The 15,905-nt window shown below is 33.1% G+C and carries 18 protein-coding genes; 15 read left to right on the top strand and 3 right to left on the bottom strand.

Going from position 1 to position 15,905, the window contains the following annotated elements:
- The 3 genes from CRN98_RS17860 to CRN98_RS10780 form a co-directional block, all read right to left on the bottom strand.
- The coding region (locus CRN98_RS17860; protein ID WP_207653586.1) for a hypothetical protein at positions 1-185 on the bottom strand (185 nt) is incomplete at its 3' end.
- A gap of 119 nt (positions 186-304) precedes the next feature.
- Positions 305-1,066 carry a response regulator transcription factor gene (locus tag CRN98_RS10785; protein ID WP_097027431.1) on the bottom strand — a complete coding sequence of 254 codons (762 nt, stop codon included), beginning with the start codon at positions 1,064-1,066 and terminating at the stop codon, positions 305-307.
- Between the two features lie 20 nt (positions 1,067-1,086).
- Positions 1,087-2,298, bottom strand: coding sequence for a sensor histidine kinase (locus CRN98_RS10780; protein ID WP_097027430.1), 1,212 nt, complete (start codon positions 2,296-2,298; stop codon positions 1,087-1,089).
- Between the two features lie 241 nt (positions 2,299-2,539).
- On the opposite strand from CRN98_RS10780, the gene pduA reads away from it, so the two are divergent.
- The 15 genes from pduA to CRN98_RS10705 all read left to right on the top strand — a co-directional run bounded on the left by pduA (position 2,540) and on the right by CRN98_RS10705 (position 15,902).
- Positions 2,540-2,821: a propanediol utilization microcompartment protein PduA gene (pduA, locus tag CRN98_RS10775; protein ID WP_035309034.1), complete on the top strand. Its 282-nt coding sequence runs from the start codon at positions 2,540-2,542 to the stop codon at positions 2,819-2,821.
- 75 nt (positions 2,822-2,896) lie between these two features.
- Positions 2,897-3,724, top strand: coding sequence for a propanediol utilization microcompartment protein PduB (gene pduB, locus CRN98_RS10770; RefSeq protein ID WP_242960900.1), 828 nt, complete (start codon positions 2,897-2,899; stop codon positions 3,722-3,724).
- 17 nt (positions 3,725-3,741) lie between these two features.
- A complete protein-coding gene (locus CRN98_RS10765; protein WP_097027428.1) occupies positions 3,742-5,406 on the top strand; it encodes a propanediol/glycerol family dehydratase large subunit in 1,665 nt (554 codons plus the stop codon).
- Positions 5,407-5,423: 17 nt separating this feature from the next.
- A complete protein-coding gene (locus CRN98_RS10760; RefSeq protein ID WP_097027427.1) occupies positions 5,424-6,092 on the top strand; it encodes a propanediol/glycerol family dehydratase medium subunit in 669 nt (222 codons plus the stop codon).
- 10 nt (positions 6,093-6,102) lie between these two features.
- Positions 6,103-6,630, top strand: a complete 528-nt coding sequence (locus CRN98_RS10755) for a diol dehydratase small subunit (protein WP_097027426.1) — start codon at positions 6,103-6,105, stop codon at positions 6,628-6,630.
- Positions 6,631-6,643: 13 nt separating this feature from the next.
- A complete protein-coding gene (locus CRN98_RS10750) occupies positions 6,644-8,470 on the top strand; it encodes a diol dehydratase reactivase subunit alpha (RefSeq protein WP_097027425.1) in 1,827 nt (608 codons plus the stop codon).
- Entirely contained in the window at positions 8,467-8,919 is a 453-nt protein-coding gene (locus tag CRN98_RS10745) for a glycerol dehydratase reactivase beta/small subunit family protein (RefSeq protein ID WP_097027424.1), read from the top strand. Before CRN98_RS10750 ends, CRN98_RS10745 begins: the two co-directional genes overlap by 4 nt.
- Positions 8,919-9,458 carry a BMC domain-containing protein gene (locus tag CRN98_RS18060; RefSeq protein WP_097027423.1) on the top strand — a complete coding sequence of 180 codons (540 nt, stop codon included), beginning with the start codon at positions 8,919-8,921 and terminating at the stop codon, positions 9,456-9,458. The genes CRN98_RS10745 and CRN98_RS18060 overlap by 1 nt, the downstream gene beginning before the upstream one ends.
- 11 nt (positions 9,459-9,469) lie before the next feature.
- Positions 9,470-10,123, top strand: a complete 654-nt coding sequence (gene pduL, locus CRN98_RS10735) for a phosphate propanoyltransferase (protein ID WP_097027422.1) — start codon at positions 9,470-9,472, stop codon at positions 10,121-10,123.
- A 5-nt stretch (positions 10,124-10,128) separates the two neighbouring features.
- Positions 10,129-10,947 carry an ethanolamine utilization protein EutJ gene (gene eutJ / locus CRN98_RS10730; protein ID WP_097027421.1) on the top strand — a complete coding sequence of 273 codons (819 nt, stop codon included), beginning with the start codon at positions 10,129-10,131 and terminating at the stop codon, positions 10,945-10,947.
- Positions 10,948-10,960: 13 nt separating this feature from the next.
- Complete coding sequence (locus CRN98_RS10725) at positions 10,961-11,740, top strand: flavoprotein (protein WP_097027420.1); 780 nt, start codon at positions 10,961-10,963, stop codon at positions 11,738-11,740.
- Positions 11,741-11,761: 21 nt separating this feature from the next.
- Positions 11,762-12,040 carry a EutN/CcmL family microcompartment protein gene (locus CRN98_RS10720; protein WP_097027419.1) on the top strand — a complete coding sequence of 93 codons (279 nt, stop codon included), beginning with the start codon at positions 11,762-11,764 and terminating at the stop codon, positions 12,038-12,040.
- 12 nt (positions 12,041-12,052) lie between these two features.
- Complete coding sequence (locus CRN98_RS10715; protein WP_097027418.1) at positions 12,053-13,084, top strand: cob(I)yrinic acid a,c-diamide adenosyltransferase; 1,032 nt, start codon at positions 12,053-12,055, stop codon at positions 13,082-13,084.
- Positions 13,068-14,477 (top strand): aldehyde dehydrogenase family protein, encoded by a 1,410-nt coding sequence (locus tag CRN98_RS10710; protein ID WP_097027417.1) that lies wholly within the window; start codon positions 13,068-13,070, stop codon positions 14,475-14,477. Before CRN98_RS10715 ends, CRN98_RS10710 begins: the two co-directional genes overlap by 17 nt.
- Before the next feature lie 96 nt (positions 14,478-14,573).
- Positions 14,574-15,902, top strand: a complete 1,329-nt coding sequence (locus CRN98_RS10705) for a 4Fe-4S dicluster domain-containing protein (protein WP_097027416.1) — start codon at positions 14,574-14,576, stop codon at positions 15,900-15,902.
- Positions 15,903-15,905: the final 3 nt, after the last annotated feature.

Raw genomic sequence — 15,905 nt, 5'->3', positions numbered from 1 at the left:
CACAAGTATGGAATTTGCATTGTAGAAAGCATTGAGCAAGCAATTAAAAGCTCTTTATTTCTGATTTTAAGGTGCCGTATAGAGCCTTCTACTGTTTGAGCCATAGCGAGTTTAGAAGGATTAGGCACCTTAAAAGGAAGAAATATAAGAGCTTTTTTGCGTAGCGAACGCTTTCCTAAATGCAAATTCCATACGACTCGTTCAACATTAAAAATATCACTGAAACTGCTGAAGGAGGGAATTTCGCTTTGGCGAAAGTCCATTACAAACTATATGATTAAGACTTAGTGATAATTAATAAGTATCAAGGTATTTCTAAATTAAGAGGAGGCTTTTTTTGACTTAGTCTATATTTATGTGGAGAGACTCCCTCATACTTCATAAAGACTTTAGAAAAGTATGCAGAGTCCACATAGCCAATGTCAAGAGAGATTCTACTTATGCTTTTACTTGTAGACACCAATAATCTTTTTGCTTCTTTTATGCGCAACTTAGATAAATATTCTATAAAGTTTACACCGGTATTATTTTTGAAGTATCTGCTAAAGTAATGTGGAGTTAAATGAACATGTTCTGATACCAACTCCAAAGTTATACTTCTATTAAAATTTTTATTTATAAATTTTATTGCCTCATGAATAGAATCCCTATCATAAGACAAATCAGTAAAAGCGTTAATACTTGTATCTTCATTTTTCAATAAGTGTATAGTTTTATTTAGTGATTCTTTAAGTTCATCTGGTCTAACAGGCTTTAATATGTAATCAACTACACCAAGTTTAATTGCGCTTTGGGCAAAGCTAAAGTTGTCGTAAGCAGTCAAAATAATAGTTTTTACATTTGGTAGAAACTTAAGAATTGATTTTTGAGCTTCTAAACCATTTTTTTCTGGCATTTTAATATCCATAATTATTATGTGAGGTTTGTATTCTTCTGATAACATTATAGCTTCAGCTCCAGTTTTAGCGTCTTCAACTATATCTAAATTATTAAAGCTTTTTTTTAGGATAAATCTCATGGTTTTACGCTCAAAAGCTTCATCATCAGCAATTAATAGCTTATACATAATTAACGCCTCCAAATATATTAATCAATAAGAGGAACTGTAATATAAATTGTCGTTCCAGTACCCAGAGTACTCTCAATTTTAATTTCATATTTAGATCCAAAATAATATATTAATCTATCTTGAACAATTTTCATACCTATACAATTGCAGCTGGAAGAGGAATTTATGTTTTGAATTAGCATGTTCAAATTTTCGCTGCTCATACCAATTCCATCATCACTTATTTTAATTAAAACATCTTTATTTGATAATATCTTGCTGGAAATTGTAATCTTTCCAGGATCTTTTTTAGGTTCTAAACCATGTATGATAGCGTTTTCAATAATAGGCTGTAATGTCATAACTGGAACTTTATATTTTAATATTTCATCAGAAATTTGTATATCATAACTAAGTTTATCACTATATCTTACTGATTCAATAAATAAGTATTTTCTTATACTTTCTAATTCAGATCCTATTTCAACCATGTCTTCAGAATTTTTAATACCATATCTTAATAAATCCGAAAGAGCATATATAAGATCAGCAGTGTTTTGAGAATTTTCCATAAGAGCCATGCCTGCAATAGTGTTTAATGTATTAAATAAAAAGTGTGGATTAACCTTAGACTGAAGGGCTTTGAATTGAGCATCTTTAGCTAATTCCTGATATTTCATTTTTTCCTCTGTTTCTTTAAGCAAGTGAAAATGTGTTATAGTTGCAACACCCATTTCTGTAATTAGATTAGCAAATAAGGAAAGAAAATCGGCAGCATCTATCAATGCATCATACTCAACAACTTTCACTTCATTTAAAGCATTTTTAAGTTTTTTAATTGGTATACTTGTAACCTCAGAAAGTTCTTTTAGATTAATAGAATCTTTATTTTTAGCTTCTTTGATCATTACTTGTCCACAAAGCATGCAGCCAAAATAGGTATTATTTACGATGATTGGAGCCGATAAATCCGTAAGTCCAGCATGACAAGTATAAATTATGGGTCTTTTTGATAACATAGATCTTAGTCCACCTTCTGCATCGCAATTAATGCATCTAGAACAGCCTATTTTTGAATCTCTAAGTACATTGCAAAATTTTGAAAAATTACTAGGGGCTGTCACAGGAGTTCCAAATTTGTCTACTGTTATAGAAGATAAACCTGTCATTTTAGAAAATTTATCTTGTATGTTTTGAAGAGAAGGTATATCTATAATTTTATCTAAGGTATATTGACTCAAATTTTCCATAAAATCACCCCGTGGATTTAAAAATTAGTATAGAATAATTATACCATTTAAAGTAAGTTATTAACAATAATGTAAGTAAAATATGTTGGTCAATGTAAAAAAAGTACAAAAACAAGTTAAAAAAATACATATTTATAAGGATTATATAAACCATAAATTAAGCAAAATATTCTGTAAATTTAACTTAATAATACTATAAAATAGAAGTATTAATATGATTTTTATTTTAGGAGGTATTTTTATGGGACAAGAAGCGTTGGGAATGGTAGAAACAAAAGGGTTAGTTGCTGCAATTGAAGCTGCTGATTCTATGGTAAAGGCTGCCAATGTTGCACTTATAGGATATGAAAAAATAGGGTCAGGATTAGTTACTGTTATGGTTAGAGGCGATGTAGGAGCAGTAAAGGCTGCTACAGATGCTGGTGCTGCTTCAGCTAAAAGAGTCGGAGAGGTTATATCAATTCATGTAATTCCAAGGCCACATACAGATGTAGAAAAAATATTACCTAAGTTATCAGAATAATAAACTTAAGGGGTAATTGATATGAATGATGAAATTATTGAAAAGGTTTTAATTGAGGTTCGAAAGCATTTAGATTTGCAAAATGTAGACAATGAACTAATAAGTAAAATTATTGAATCAGCAGCTTCAAAAGTAATAGAGAAAGAAATTAGTGAAGAGAAGCAAGAAAATAGTATTGTAAAAGGTAAAGAGGAGGTACAAGTTATGAGTGCACCGTCAGCAGTAACAGAATATGTAGGAGCAGCAAGGGGAGATACCGTTGGGTTAGTTATAGCTAACGTAGATTATAATCTTCATGAAAAAATGGGATTAGATAAAAAATATCGTTCTATAGGAATAATCAGTTCAAGAACAGGAGCAGGTCCTCAAATAATGGCAGCAGATGAAGCTGTAAAAGCTACTAATACTGAAGTAGTAAGTATAGAGCTTGCAAGAGATACAAAAGGTGGAGCTGGACATGGTTCGTTGATAATTCTAGCAGCTGAAGACGTATCAGATGCTAGAAGGGCTGTGGAAGTAGCTCTAGCACAGCTTGATAGAACCTTTGGTGATGTTTACGGATGTGATGTAGGACATCTCGAACTTCAATATACTGCAAGAGCTAGTTTAGCACTAGAAAAGGGCTTTGGTGCGCCTGTTGGAAAGGCTTTTGGAATAATCGTAGGGGCTCCAGCTGGAATTGGTGTGGTAATGGCAGATGCAGCAATGAAAACAGCTAACGTAGAGATGGTTACTTATGCAAGTCCTAATGCAGGTACAGCTCATTCTAACGAGGTTATAATAACTATTACTGGAGATTCTGGTGCTGTAAGGCAATCTGTAATAGCAGCTAGGGAAGTAGGGCTTTCCATTTTAAGATCAATGGGACAAGATCCTAAGACTGATACAAAGCCATATATTTAACAGAAGGTGGTGTTACTGTGAAAAGATCTAAAAGATTTGAAATATTAGAAAATAAACCTGTTCATAATGATGGATTTGTTAAGGAATGGTCAGAAGTTGGACTTATAGCCGTAGGCAGCCCTAATGATCCAAAGCCAAGTGTCAAGGTTCAAAATGGAAAGATAATTGAAATGGATGGCAAAAAAAGGGAAGAGTTTGATTTTATAGACATGTTTTTGGCAGATCATTCTATTAATATAAAGAATACAGAAAAAGCAATGGCTATGGACTCACTTAAAATAGCTAGAATGCTCACAGACATAAATGTTTCAAGAGATGACATTATAAATATAACTACTGCTTTAACTCCTGCAAAGCTTGTAGAAGTAGTAGATAAATTAAATGTAGTTGAAATGATGATGGCACTTCAAAAGATGAGAGCAAGGAGAACTCCATCAAATCAATGCCATGTTACTAACGTGCGTGATAACCCAGTGCAGATTGCTGCAGATGCAGCAGAATCAGCTCTAAGAGGCTTTGATGAAATGGAAACTACTGTAGGTATAGTAAGATATGCACCATTTAATGCTCTTTCACTTTTAGTAGGTGCTCAAACTGGTAGAGGTGGAGTATTAACTCAATGTGCATTAGAAGAAGCTACAGAACTTAGATTAGGAATGCTTGCTTATACAGCTTATGCAGAAACCATTTCTGTTTATGGAACTGAGCAGGTATTTGTTGATGGTGATGACACACCTTGGTCCAAGTCCTTCTTAGCATCGGCTTATGCCTCAAGAGGTCTTAAGATGAGATTTACATCAGGCACAGGCTCTGAGGTTCAAATGGGATATGCAGATGGTAAATCTATGCTTTATCTTGAAGCAAGATGTATCATGATAACTAAGGGAGCGGGAGTTCAAGGACTACAAAATGGTTCTATTAGCTGTATAGGTGTTCCAGGTGCAGTACCAGGAGGTATAAGAGCTATACTAGGAGAAAATCTTATTACTACTATGCTGGATATGGAAGTTGCATCAGGAAATGACCAAACCTTTACTCATTCTGATATAAGAAGAACTGCAAGGACTATGATGCAATTCTTACCAGGAACTGATTTTATATTCTCAGGATATAGTGCCACACCTAACTATGATAACATGTTTGCAGGTTCAAACTTTGATGCTGAAGATTATGATGATTACTTAGTTCTTCAAAGAGACTTAAAAGTAGATGGGGGATTAAAACCAGTAAAAGAAGAAGATGTTATAGCTATAAGAAACAAAGCAGCAAGAGTTCTACAAGCTGTATTCAAAGAAATTGGGTTACCAGCTATTACAGATGAAGAAGTAGAAGCTGCAACTTATGCTCATGGTAGCAATGACATGCCAAAGAGAAACGTAGTAGAGGATTTAAAGGCAGCTCAAGAATTGTTAAGTCGTGAGGTTACAGGACTTGATATTGTTAAAGCACTTTATAAGGGCGGCTTTAAGGAAGTAGCTGACAGGGTTCTTAAATTGTTAAAGCAAAGAATAGTTGGAGATTATCTTCATGCATCATCTATATTTGATAAGGACTTCAATGTTATAAGTGGCGTTAATGATCGAAATGATTACATGGGACCTGGAACAGGATACAGAGTTGAAGGTGAGAGATGGGAAGAAATAAAGAACATAACTCATGCTTTAGATCCTGACAAAATGTAACGGGGAGTGATTAATATATGGTTAATTCAATGTCTAATGAGGAACTAATAGAACTAATAACCAAACAGGTTTTAAATCAATTAGCAAAAAATAATAGTTGTGAAAATGTAAAAAGCAGTAATTCTGCTTCAAAAGTTGGAAAGATGAGCTTACAACAAGTAGGAACTGCAGAATATGGAAAGAGAAGTGACGAAGTTGTTATAGCACTTGCACCTGCTTTTGGAATGTATCAAACAGAAACGATAGTTGGGATCCCCCATGATGATGTTTTAAGAGAAGTTATGGCTGGTATCGAAGAAGAAGGAATTACTCCAAGAGTAATAAGAGTTTTACGTACTTCTGATGTGGCGTTTATGAGCCATGATGCCGCAAAAATAAGTGGATCAGGAATTGGTATAGGCATACAGTCAAAGGGAACTACAGTTATACACCAAAAGGACCTAGAACCATTAAATAATCTTGAGTTATTTTCACAGGCTCCTTTAATAGATAGGGAAACTTTTAGAGCTATAGGTAAAAATGCAGCTAAGTATGCTAAAGGTGAATCTCCAGATCCAGTGCCTGTTAAAAATGATCAAATGGCAAGACCAAAATATCAAGCTAAAGCAGCAGTATTGCATATAAAAGAAACTGAACATGTAGTGGCAAATGCTAAACCTATAGAATTAAAAGTAGTTTTCGAATAGGGGTGAAGTTATGGATAATAATGTTTTAATAGAGGAAATAGTAAACCAGGTACTAAAAACTATGGCAAGTTGTAAGGACAAGCCAGTAGTAGAAGCTAAACCTATAGTAGAAGAAATCAGCAACCAAAAGAAGCTTACTCAAAATGATTATCCTTTAGGAAAAAAGAGAAAGGATCTTATAAAAACAAAGACTGGGAAAAAGTTAGAAAATATAACTATTGAAGAAGTGTTAAATGGAAATGTGACTCCAGAAGATATAAAAATAACTCCAGAGGTATTATTATATCAAGCTGAAATTGCAGAATCTGTAGGAAGAAATCAATTTGCAACAAATCTAAGAAGAGCTGCAGAGTTAACATCGGTTCCAGATGCAAGAGTTCTTGAAATTTATAATGCACTAAGGCCTTATAGATCCACAAAACAAGAATTGCTTGATATAGCAGATGAGTTAGAAAACAAATATAATGCAAAAATGAATGCAAATTTGGTTAAAGAAGCAGCAGAGATATATGAAAAGAGAGGTAGATTAAAAGTTTAGGTAGGTGGGACAAGTGAAGCTTGTGGCAGGAGTAGACATAGGAAATTCAACTACAGAAGTTGCTATTGCAGATATTAGTGATAAGTTAAATTTCATTACAAGCAGTATAGTTAAAACTACTGGAATTAAAGGAACAACAGACAATGTTGCTGGTGTGCTTTTAGGACTAAAAGAAGCATGCAAAAATATGAATATTCAACTAGAAAGCTTAGATGTTATTTGCATTAATGAAGCAACTCCAGTTATTGGTGATGTAGCTATGGAGACTATAACTGAAACTATAATTACAGAATCTACAATGATTGGACATAATCCAGATACTCCAGGAGGTATAGGAGTAGGAATAGGAAGAACGGTTTTTCTTGATGAATTAGAATATCTTCATAGTAACGAAGATGTAATTTCTATAATTCCAAAATTAACAAATTTTGAAATAGCAGCTAGGAAATTAAACGAAGCGTTTAATAAAAACATACAAATTACTGCTGCAGTAGCACAGGGAGACGATGGGGTAATAATATCAAATAGACTTCTTAAGCAAATTCCTATTGTTGATGAAGTAGCCTACATTGATAAAGTTCCTATGGGAATGATTGCAGCAGTAGAAGTAGCAGCACCAGGAAGGACTATAAAGGTTTTGTCTAATCCTTATGGACTTGCCACTGTCTTTAAACTTTCACCTGAAGAAACAAAACATATAATCCCAATTTCAAGGGCTCTTATTGGCAACAGGTCAGCTGTTGTTATAAGAACCCCTGAGGGGGATGTAAAGGAAAGAGTTATACCTGCAGGTAAACTTATTTTTATGGGAACCAAACAAAGTAAGGTTAGCATAGAAGAAGGGGCCGCTGCCATAATGAGCAGCCTAGATAAGGTATGGCCTTTAGAAGATGTAAGTGGAGAGTCTGGTACTAATGTAGGTGGAATGATAGAGAGAGTAAGACAAGTAATGAGTGAACTTACAAATCAGGAAATAGAAGAAATTAAAATCCAAGATGTTTTAGCTGTGGATACATTTATACCACAAAAGGTTCAAGGAGGATTAGCAGAAGAATTTGCTTTAGAAAATGCTGTAGCTCTTGCAGCTATGGTAAAAACAAGTAAGCTTCCTATGGAGAATATAGCTGAAAAATTGGAAAGTGAAACTAAGGTAAAAGTTTTAATAGGTGGAGTTGAAGCGGGTATGGCAGTACTAGGAGCTTTAACTACCCCTGGAACCGATAAACCTCTTGTTATATTAGATATGGGGGGAGGCTCCACAGATTCAGCTTATATTGATAAAAATCATAATGTTAAATCTATTCATCATGCTGGTGCAGGAGAAATGGTTACAATGCTTATAAAGTCTGAATTAGGTCTTGAGGACTATAATTTAGCAGAAGATATAAAAAAATTTCCCCTTGCAAAAGTAGAAACCCTTTTCAATATAAGATATGAAGATGGAAGTGTATGTTTCTTTCAGCAGCCCTTAGACTCAAATTTATTTGCAAGAAACATAGTAGTAAAAAAAGATGAAATGATTTCTATCCCTACTAAACATGCCATAGAAAAGATAAGAATGGTAAGAAGGGAAGCAAAAAGAAAGGTTTTTGTAACAAATGCTATCAGAGCATTAAAGGATATTGCACCTAATCATGATTTGAGAAGTATTGACTTTGTTGTACTAGTAGGAGGATCTGCATTAGATTTTGAGATCCCAGAAATGATATCAGATGAATTATCTCATTATGGAGTTGTTTGTGGAGGAGGCAATATAAGAGGAATTGAAGGTCCTAGAAATGCTGTTGCCACTGGACTTGTAATTTCATATTACAATAGTTTGAGGGGTAATAAAATATGATAATGAGTAATGTAGAAAAGCCTGCTATTTTTGTAATAACAAATAATGCTGAAAAACTAATTTTAAAAGAGCTTCTCGCAGGGATAGAAGAAGAAGGCATTCCTTATGATGTAAAAAATATAACCTTCAATGAAAGCAATGTACTTAGATATTTACACGAAGCATCTCAAAAATCCAGAATGGGGATAGCTGTTGCAATTATAAATAATAGAATAATACTTCACCATAATAAATTAAAACAAGAGAAACCACTTATAGATATAACTTTAAATTTTTACAATAAAAAAGAAAAGGCACGAACAATAGGATCCAATGCAGCAAGACTTTATAAAGTAATGCCTCTTAAAAACATAAATAATCTAGATGATGAACTTACAGAGAAAATTACAGAAACAGTAATATCTGTTTTAAAAAATTTAGATATAGAAATTCATAGGGAGGGATTTTAATGAATGGAGAAGCCCTCGGCGTTATTGAAGTTATTGGAATGGCTGCGGCAATAGAGGCAGCTGATACTTGCGTAAAATCAGCAAATGTAGAATTGATCGGATACGAGCTAACAAAGGGTTCTGGACTTGTAACTATTAAGATAAGGGGAAACGTGGGAGCAGTTAAAGCGGCACTTGAAGCAGCAAAGATTAGTTCTGGTAAAGTTAATAAGGTATATGCATCACTTATTATACCAAGGCCAGCTGAGAGTTTAGAGAGTATTATTGAATCTAGTATGACTATAGGTATTGAATCTAATAAAAGCGAAATGAAAGAAAATGTGAAAGATAGTATTGAGAATAACATTGAAGATACTCAGGAATGCGATAATGAAAGTGTGAAGCAAGTTGATGTTATCTCATTTGATGATAATAAGGAAGAACTTGAACATGTGGAAGATGAGGGGAATGAGGATATATGTAATATATGTCATGATCCAAAATGCTTAAGAAGAAAAGGACAATCAAGAAGTTTATGTATTCATTATGAACAGATTTGAAGGTGATATATATGATAGATATGAATGATATCTTGATAAAGGATATTATATCAGATGTTTTAAGAAAAGCTGAGATAAAAAATAAAGACTTCTCAATACCTATAGGTATATCAAATAGACATATTCATGTTACACAAGAAGATTTAGAATGCTTATTTGGCAAAGGATATCAGCTGACAATAAAAAATGCTGTAAAGCAGCCAGGACAGTTTGCAGCCAATGAAACAGTAACTATTGCAGGACCTAAAAGTTCTTTTCAAAATGTAAGAATTTTAGGTCCTGTAAGAAAATACAGCCAAATTGAGATATCTAGAACAGATGCTTTTGCTTTAGGAATAAAACCACCTGTTAGAAACTCAGGAGAGGTTGAGGATTCAGAAAGCCTTTCTGTTATTGGACCAAAAGGCATATTAATTTTCAAAAGTAAAGTTATCTGTGCTAAAAGGCATATTCATATGACTCCAGAATTAGCAGAAAATTATGGTGTGAAATGTGGAGAACTAGTAGATGTAGAAACCCCTGGAGATAAAGGGATAATACTTAAAAATGTTCTTATTAGAGTTGATACTAAATCAGCCCTTGAAATTCATCTGGATACAGATGAGGCTAATGCTTGTGAGGTAAGGAATAATGAATTTGTCAGGATATTAGGTAAGAGCAGGTGATAGTTATGTTAAATGAAACTAATGCTTTAATCAAGCAAATGGAAGATAGTATCTTAAATCAAACTAAAATTTCTGAAAAAGAAGATCTTAAGGTAGGTGTGGATTTGGGTACATCTAATATAGTTATAACAGTATTAGACAAAAATAATATTCCAATAGCTGGAGAAATATATCCAGCAAGTGTTGTTAAAGACGGTATAGTGGTTGAATATTTAAAGGCTGTAACTATAGTAAGAGAGTTAAAGGAAAGATTAGAGAAAAAATTAAATAGAACCTTAAATTATGCCGCTACAGCAATACCACCAGGAATAAGTAAAGGCAATATAAAAGTTATAAGTAATGTAGTAGAAGCAGCTGATTTTAATGTAATCAATGTGATAGATGAACCTACTGCAGCATCTTCGGTTTTAAATATAAAAAATGGTGCAGTGGTGGATATAGGTGGCGGTACTACAGGAATATCCATATTAAAAAATGGCAAAGTGATTTATACAGATGATGAGCCTACAGGAGGCCATCATTTAAGTTTAGTTTTAGCTGGAAGTTTAGGAATAGAATATGAAGAGGCAGAAAAATTTAAAGTCGACTATAGCAACTATAGTACGGTGTTTCCTTTAGTTAGACCAGTGATAGAAAAGATGGCTGATATAATTTTAAAGCATACGAGGGGTTATGATGTAGATAATATTTATCTTGTAGGAGGAACTTGCTGTCTTAAAGATATGGAAAAGATAGTTGAAAAATATACAGGAATTAGAACTATAAAACCATATAATCCACTGTTAGTGACGCCTATAGGAATTGCTATGAATAGTGTCAATTAAGTGAGGTGAGTAAATGAATATTGAAGATTTACTAAGACCTATGATTACTCAAATAGTAAATATGATGAATAAAAGAGTACTTTTATTTATATCAGGTGGTGCTGTAAATTTAAAGGATATTTTTGAGTCACTGTCTTCTATGAAAATGCTCCAATATGACATAGTAATGACAGAGTCTTCAAGAAAAATTATACCTCAGGATTATATTGATAATTTGAATTTTAGATTAATAGATAGTAAATCAGAGCTAACCAAAGCTATAAGAGAAGATGACTTGATTTTAGTGCCAGTAATGACCAGAAATACATTATCTAAATGTGCTGCAGGTATTCAGGATAACTTAGTAGCGACTGGAATAGCTGAGGCTATTATGATGAACAAAGAAGTTATTATTGTTAAAGATAGCTTTGATCCTCAAAATTCTGTAAACATAGCTTTAGGATTTAGTAAAAATGCTGCATATAATAAATTCATTTTATATTATGAAGATAAATTAATAAGCTTTGGAGTAAAGTTTATAAACTCCACTGACATAAAACGCACTATAAATGCAAGGCTTAGTATCATGAGTAATGCTGCTGAAGATTTATACCATGAGAATGCAATAAAAAATACTGTTATAAACAAAGAAGAAGCTTGTAATATAAAAAGATTATCAGGGATTTTAACAATAGAAGATATTATATTAGCTACTAATGATTCAAAAGAAATTTGGGTCAAAGAAGGTTCTTTATTAACTCCACTAGCAAAGGACTATATATATAATAACGAAATTAATGTTAACTACTGTTAACTAAAATAAAGGAGCGTAGATATGTTTTTAGCAAAGGTTGTTGGAAAGGTTGTATCAACGCAAAAAGATCCAAAGTTTATTGGAAGTAAGCTTTTGATAGTTAAACATATAGATGAAAGTGAAAAAACAACAGGAGACCCTATAGTTGCAATAGATACAGTAGGTGGAGGAATAAATGATATTGTAATTGTAGTTACTGGAAGCGGTGCAAGATATACAGATATCTCAGATAAGGTAATACCAGCTGATGCATCTATCATAGGGATTGTCGACTCTATTGAGTGGGATTCAGGTTATTAGGGTGGTGGAAGAATGAAAATATACACCAAAACTGGAGACAAAGGAAGTACTAGTCTCGTAGGTGGAGATAGAACAAAAAAACATGACCTAAGAGTTTGGGCTTATGGAAGTATAGATGAAGCAAATTCATCTATTGGCATGGCAAAAATTCACATTAAAGAAAAAGATATTTTAGATAAACTTTTAAAGATTCAAAAGACCTTATTTGAAGTTGGTGCTGAACTTGCTTCTATAGGAACAGATTATTTCAAAACAAGAGTAAGTGATGAAGATATAAGATTTCTTGAAGAAACTATAGATAATATGAATGAACTTAAGCCTTCACAAACTGGATTTATAGTTCCTGGTGGAACTGTAGAATCAGCTCATCTTGATGTTGCAAGAACGGATGTAAGACGAGCTGAGAGATATATAGCAGAGCTTACAAATCATTATGATGTTAATGAAAATTTAATGAAATACGTGAACAGATTATCTGATGCTATTTATACTATAGCTAGATATTTTGATTATAAAGATATAATGAAAAAAACAGAAGAAAATATAAAAAAATTTTCACAAAATAATCAAATATCAAATAATCTAGAGGTACAAAAGGGCAATAAAGTTACCATAAGTAAAACTGCGATTAATAGAGAAGCTGCTGAATATGTAACTAAAAAATGTATACAAAAGTCATATGAAGTGGGGGTACCCATGGTTATTTGTGTAACAGATTTTAATGGAAGTATTGTATTGCTTACCCGTATGGATAATTCTCTTTTAGCCAGTATAGAAATAGCTACAAAAAAAGCATATACAGCTGCAGTGCTTAAAGCTTCAACACATGAATTGAGAAAACTGTCATTACCAACAGGGGAGCTTTATGGAATTAATAATGATGAGAAAATAATTGTCTTTGGGGGTGGATTTCCTCTAAGAATAAATGGAGAAATAGTTGGTGCAATAGGAGTTAGCGGAGGTACAGTTGAGCAAGATATGCTGATTGCAAAACATGGGTTAAGTGCTTTTGAGGAGGTAGTAGAAAGTGGAATTAGGAAGTAACGAATTATCGCTTATAATAGAAAAAGTCTTAAAGGAAATGAGCAAAAGAGACATTAAAATTGATGTAAGTGATGGAATATTTGATACCATGGAAGAAGCTATAGAGGCAGCGTATGAGGCGCATAAAAAGTATTCCGAGTACTCAATTGAACAGCGAGAAAAATTAATAGCTGCTATGAGAAAAGCAATAATTGATAATGCCATGAATATTGCAACCCTTTGTGTTAATGAATCAGGCATGGGAAGGATTGATCATAAATATTTAAAATTAAAACTAACAGCAGAGAAAACACCAGGAACTGAAGTCTTAAATACCGCTGCCTATTCAGGTGATAAAGGACTTACACTTGTGGAGAATGGTGCTTTTGGTGTTATAGGATCAATTACACCATCTACAAATCCAGCGGCTACAGTTGCTTGTAATGCAATAGGAATGCTTGCAGGAGGAAATACTGTAGTATTTTCACCTCATCCAGGGGCTTTCAATGCATCACTAACTATGATTAAGGCATTGAACAAAGCTATAAAAGATGCAGGTGGACCAAATAATTTAATAACAGCAGTTAAAAAACCGCTATTAGAGAATACTGATATATTATTAAATCATAAAAGGATAAAGATGATAGTTGCAACAGGAGGACCAGCTATAGTAAAAATGGCCCTTTCCACAGGAAAGAAGGCTATAGGGGCTGGTGCAGGAAATCCTCCAGTAGTAGTTGATGAAACTGCAGATATTAAAAAAGCAGCAAGAGATATAATTGCTGGATGCAGCTTTGACAATAATTTACCATGTATAGCTGAAAAAGAAGCAATTGTGGTTCAGGATGTTTATGAAGAACTTATAAAAGAAATGAAAAATAATAAAACAGTATACGAGCTAAATGATGAAGAAGCAATGAAATTAGCTAATATAGTTTTAATTTATGATAAGGAAAAAGATATGTATTCTGCAAATAAGAAGTTTGTAGGAAAAGATGCTAAGTATTTACTGCAAAGTATTGGAAAAGATGCATCAAATGGAATTGAATGTTTAATATACAGAGCAGAAAACAGCCATCCCTTTGTTCAGGAAGAACTTATGATGCCTATTCTTCCAATAGTTAAGGCTAAAAACTTTAAGGAAGCTCTAGAACTTGCGGTAGAAGATGAACATGGAAATAGGCATACAGCTATTATGCATTCTAAAAACGTAGATAATTTAACTAAAATGGCTAGGGCTATAGATACTACAATATTTGTTAAAAATGCACCATCTTACGCAGGAATTGGATTTGGTGGAGAAGGACATACAACCTTTACCATAGCAGGGCCAACAGGGGAAGGGCTCACCAATGCATTAAGTTTTACAAGAAAGAGAAGATGTACAATGGTTGAGGCATTTAGAATAGTATAGAAATTAAATAAGAGTTAAGAGTAAGGAGTAAAAAGGCAATATATAGTTTTCCTAACTCTTAATTCATAACTCTCATCCAAAAAGGAGGGGTGAATTTTGAATTTACTTGAAGAAATAAAGGATGCTGGGGTTATAGGTGCTGGTGGAGCGGGATTTCCTACTCATCTTAAATTAAATTGTAATGTTGAATATTTTATAATAAATGGATTAGAATGTGAGCCATTACTTCAATCAGATAAGTATATCATGAGAAATAAGAGTGATGAAATAATACAGGCAGTAGAAGAAATAGGAAGAGCTATTGAAGCAGAGCATATAATTATTGGACTCAAAGAAGAATACCATGAAGAAATAGAAGCACTAAAGGCTTCTATAAAAAAATTTAACTCCAAGGTGAAGCTACATTTAAGCAGGGTGTTTTATCCAGCTGGAGATGAACAAATATTAGTTTATGAGGTGACAGGAAGAACAATACAACCAGGAGGAATTCCACTAAATGTTGGAGCTGTGGTGTCAAATGTAGGTACTGTTTTTAATATTTTTGAAGCACTTGAAGAAAAAAAAGTTACATATAAGTTTGTTACAGTTATAGGTGAAATATTAATGCCTTCAATTGTTAAAGTACCCATAGGAACTAAGGTAAAAGATGTTTTAGATAAGTGTGGTGGAACACTTATAAAGGATTATTCATTAATTATGGGTGGACCAATGATGGGAAGAAAAATTTCAAAGGATCAAATAGAGGATAGAGTTATAACAAAAACAGATGGAGCAATTATTGTAATTTCTGAAAACCATTATTTAATTGAAAGAGAAAAGGTAACTATTGAGCATATGAAAAATCAAGCTAAATCAGCTTGTATACAATGCCGCTTTTGTACAGATATGTGTCCTAGAAATTTAATTGGACATCCATTAAATCCACATAAAATTATGAGAAGCATTGCATTAAATGATTTAAATAATGAAGCTATAAAACAGGCAATTATATGCTGTGAATGTGGAATATGTGAAATGTATGCTTGCCCTATGGGATTATCACCTAAGAGAATAAATATTTATTTAAAAGGTAAGTTAAGAGAAAGTGGGCAAAAGTGGGAAAATAAAACCAATAGTTTTACAGCCAATATAATGAGAGAGTATAGAAAAGTACCTACAAATAGATTAATAGCAAGATTACATTTAGATAAGTATAAAAAACAAAAGCTTCAAGAGGGAGGAGAAGTAAAACCAACAGAAGTAAAAATCCCTTTAAGACAAGGCATAGGTGCTGGAGCAATTCCAGTAGTTGAAGTAGGGGATACTGTAGAGATAGGCCAAGTTATAGCTAGAGTAGAAGAAGGAAAAATGGGGTCAAATGTTCATGCAACTATTAGAGGCGTAATTTCTGAAATAAGTGATAGTATAGCAATAAAAGCTATTTAAGCT

Source organism: Clostridium peptidivorans (assembly GCF_900205925.1).
Lineage (GTDB): Bacteria > Bacillota > Clostridia > Clostridiales > Clostridiaceae > Clostridium_AK > Clostridium_AK peptidivorans.
The sequence above is the reverse complement of the archived record's forward strand: the minus strand, read 5'-3'. Positions and strand labels throughout refer to the sequence as shown.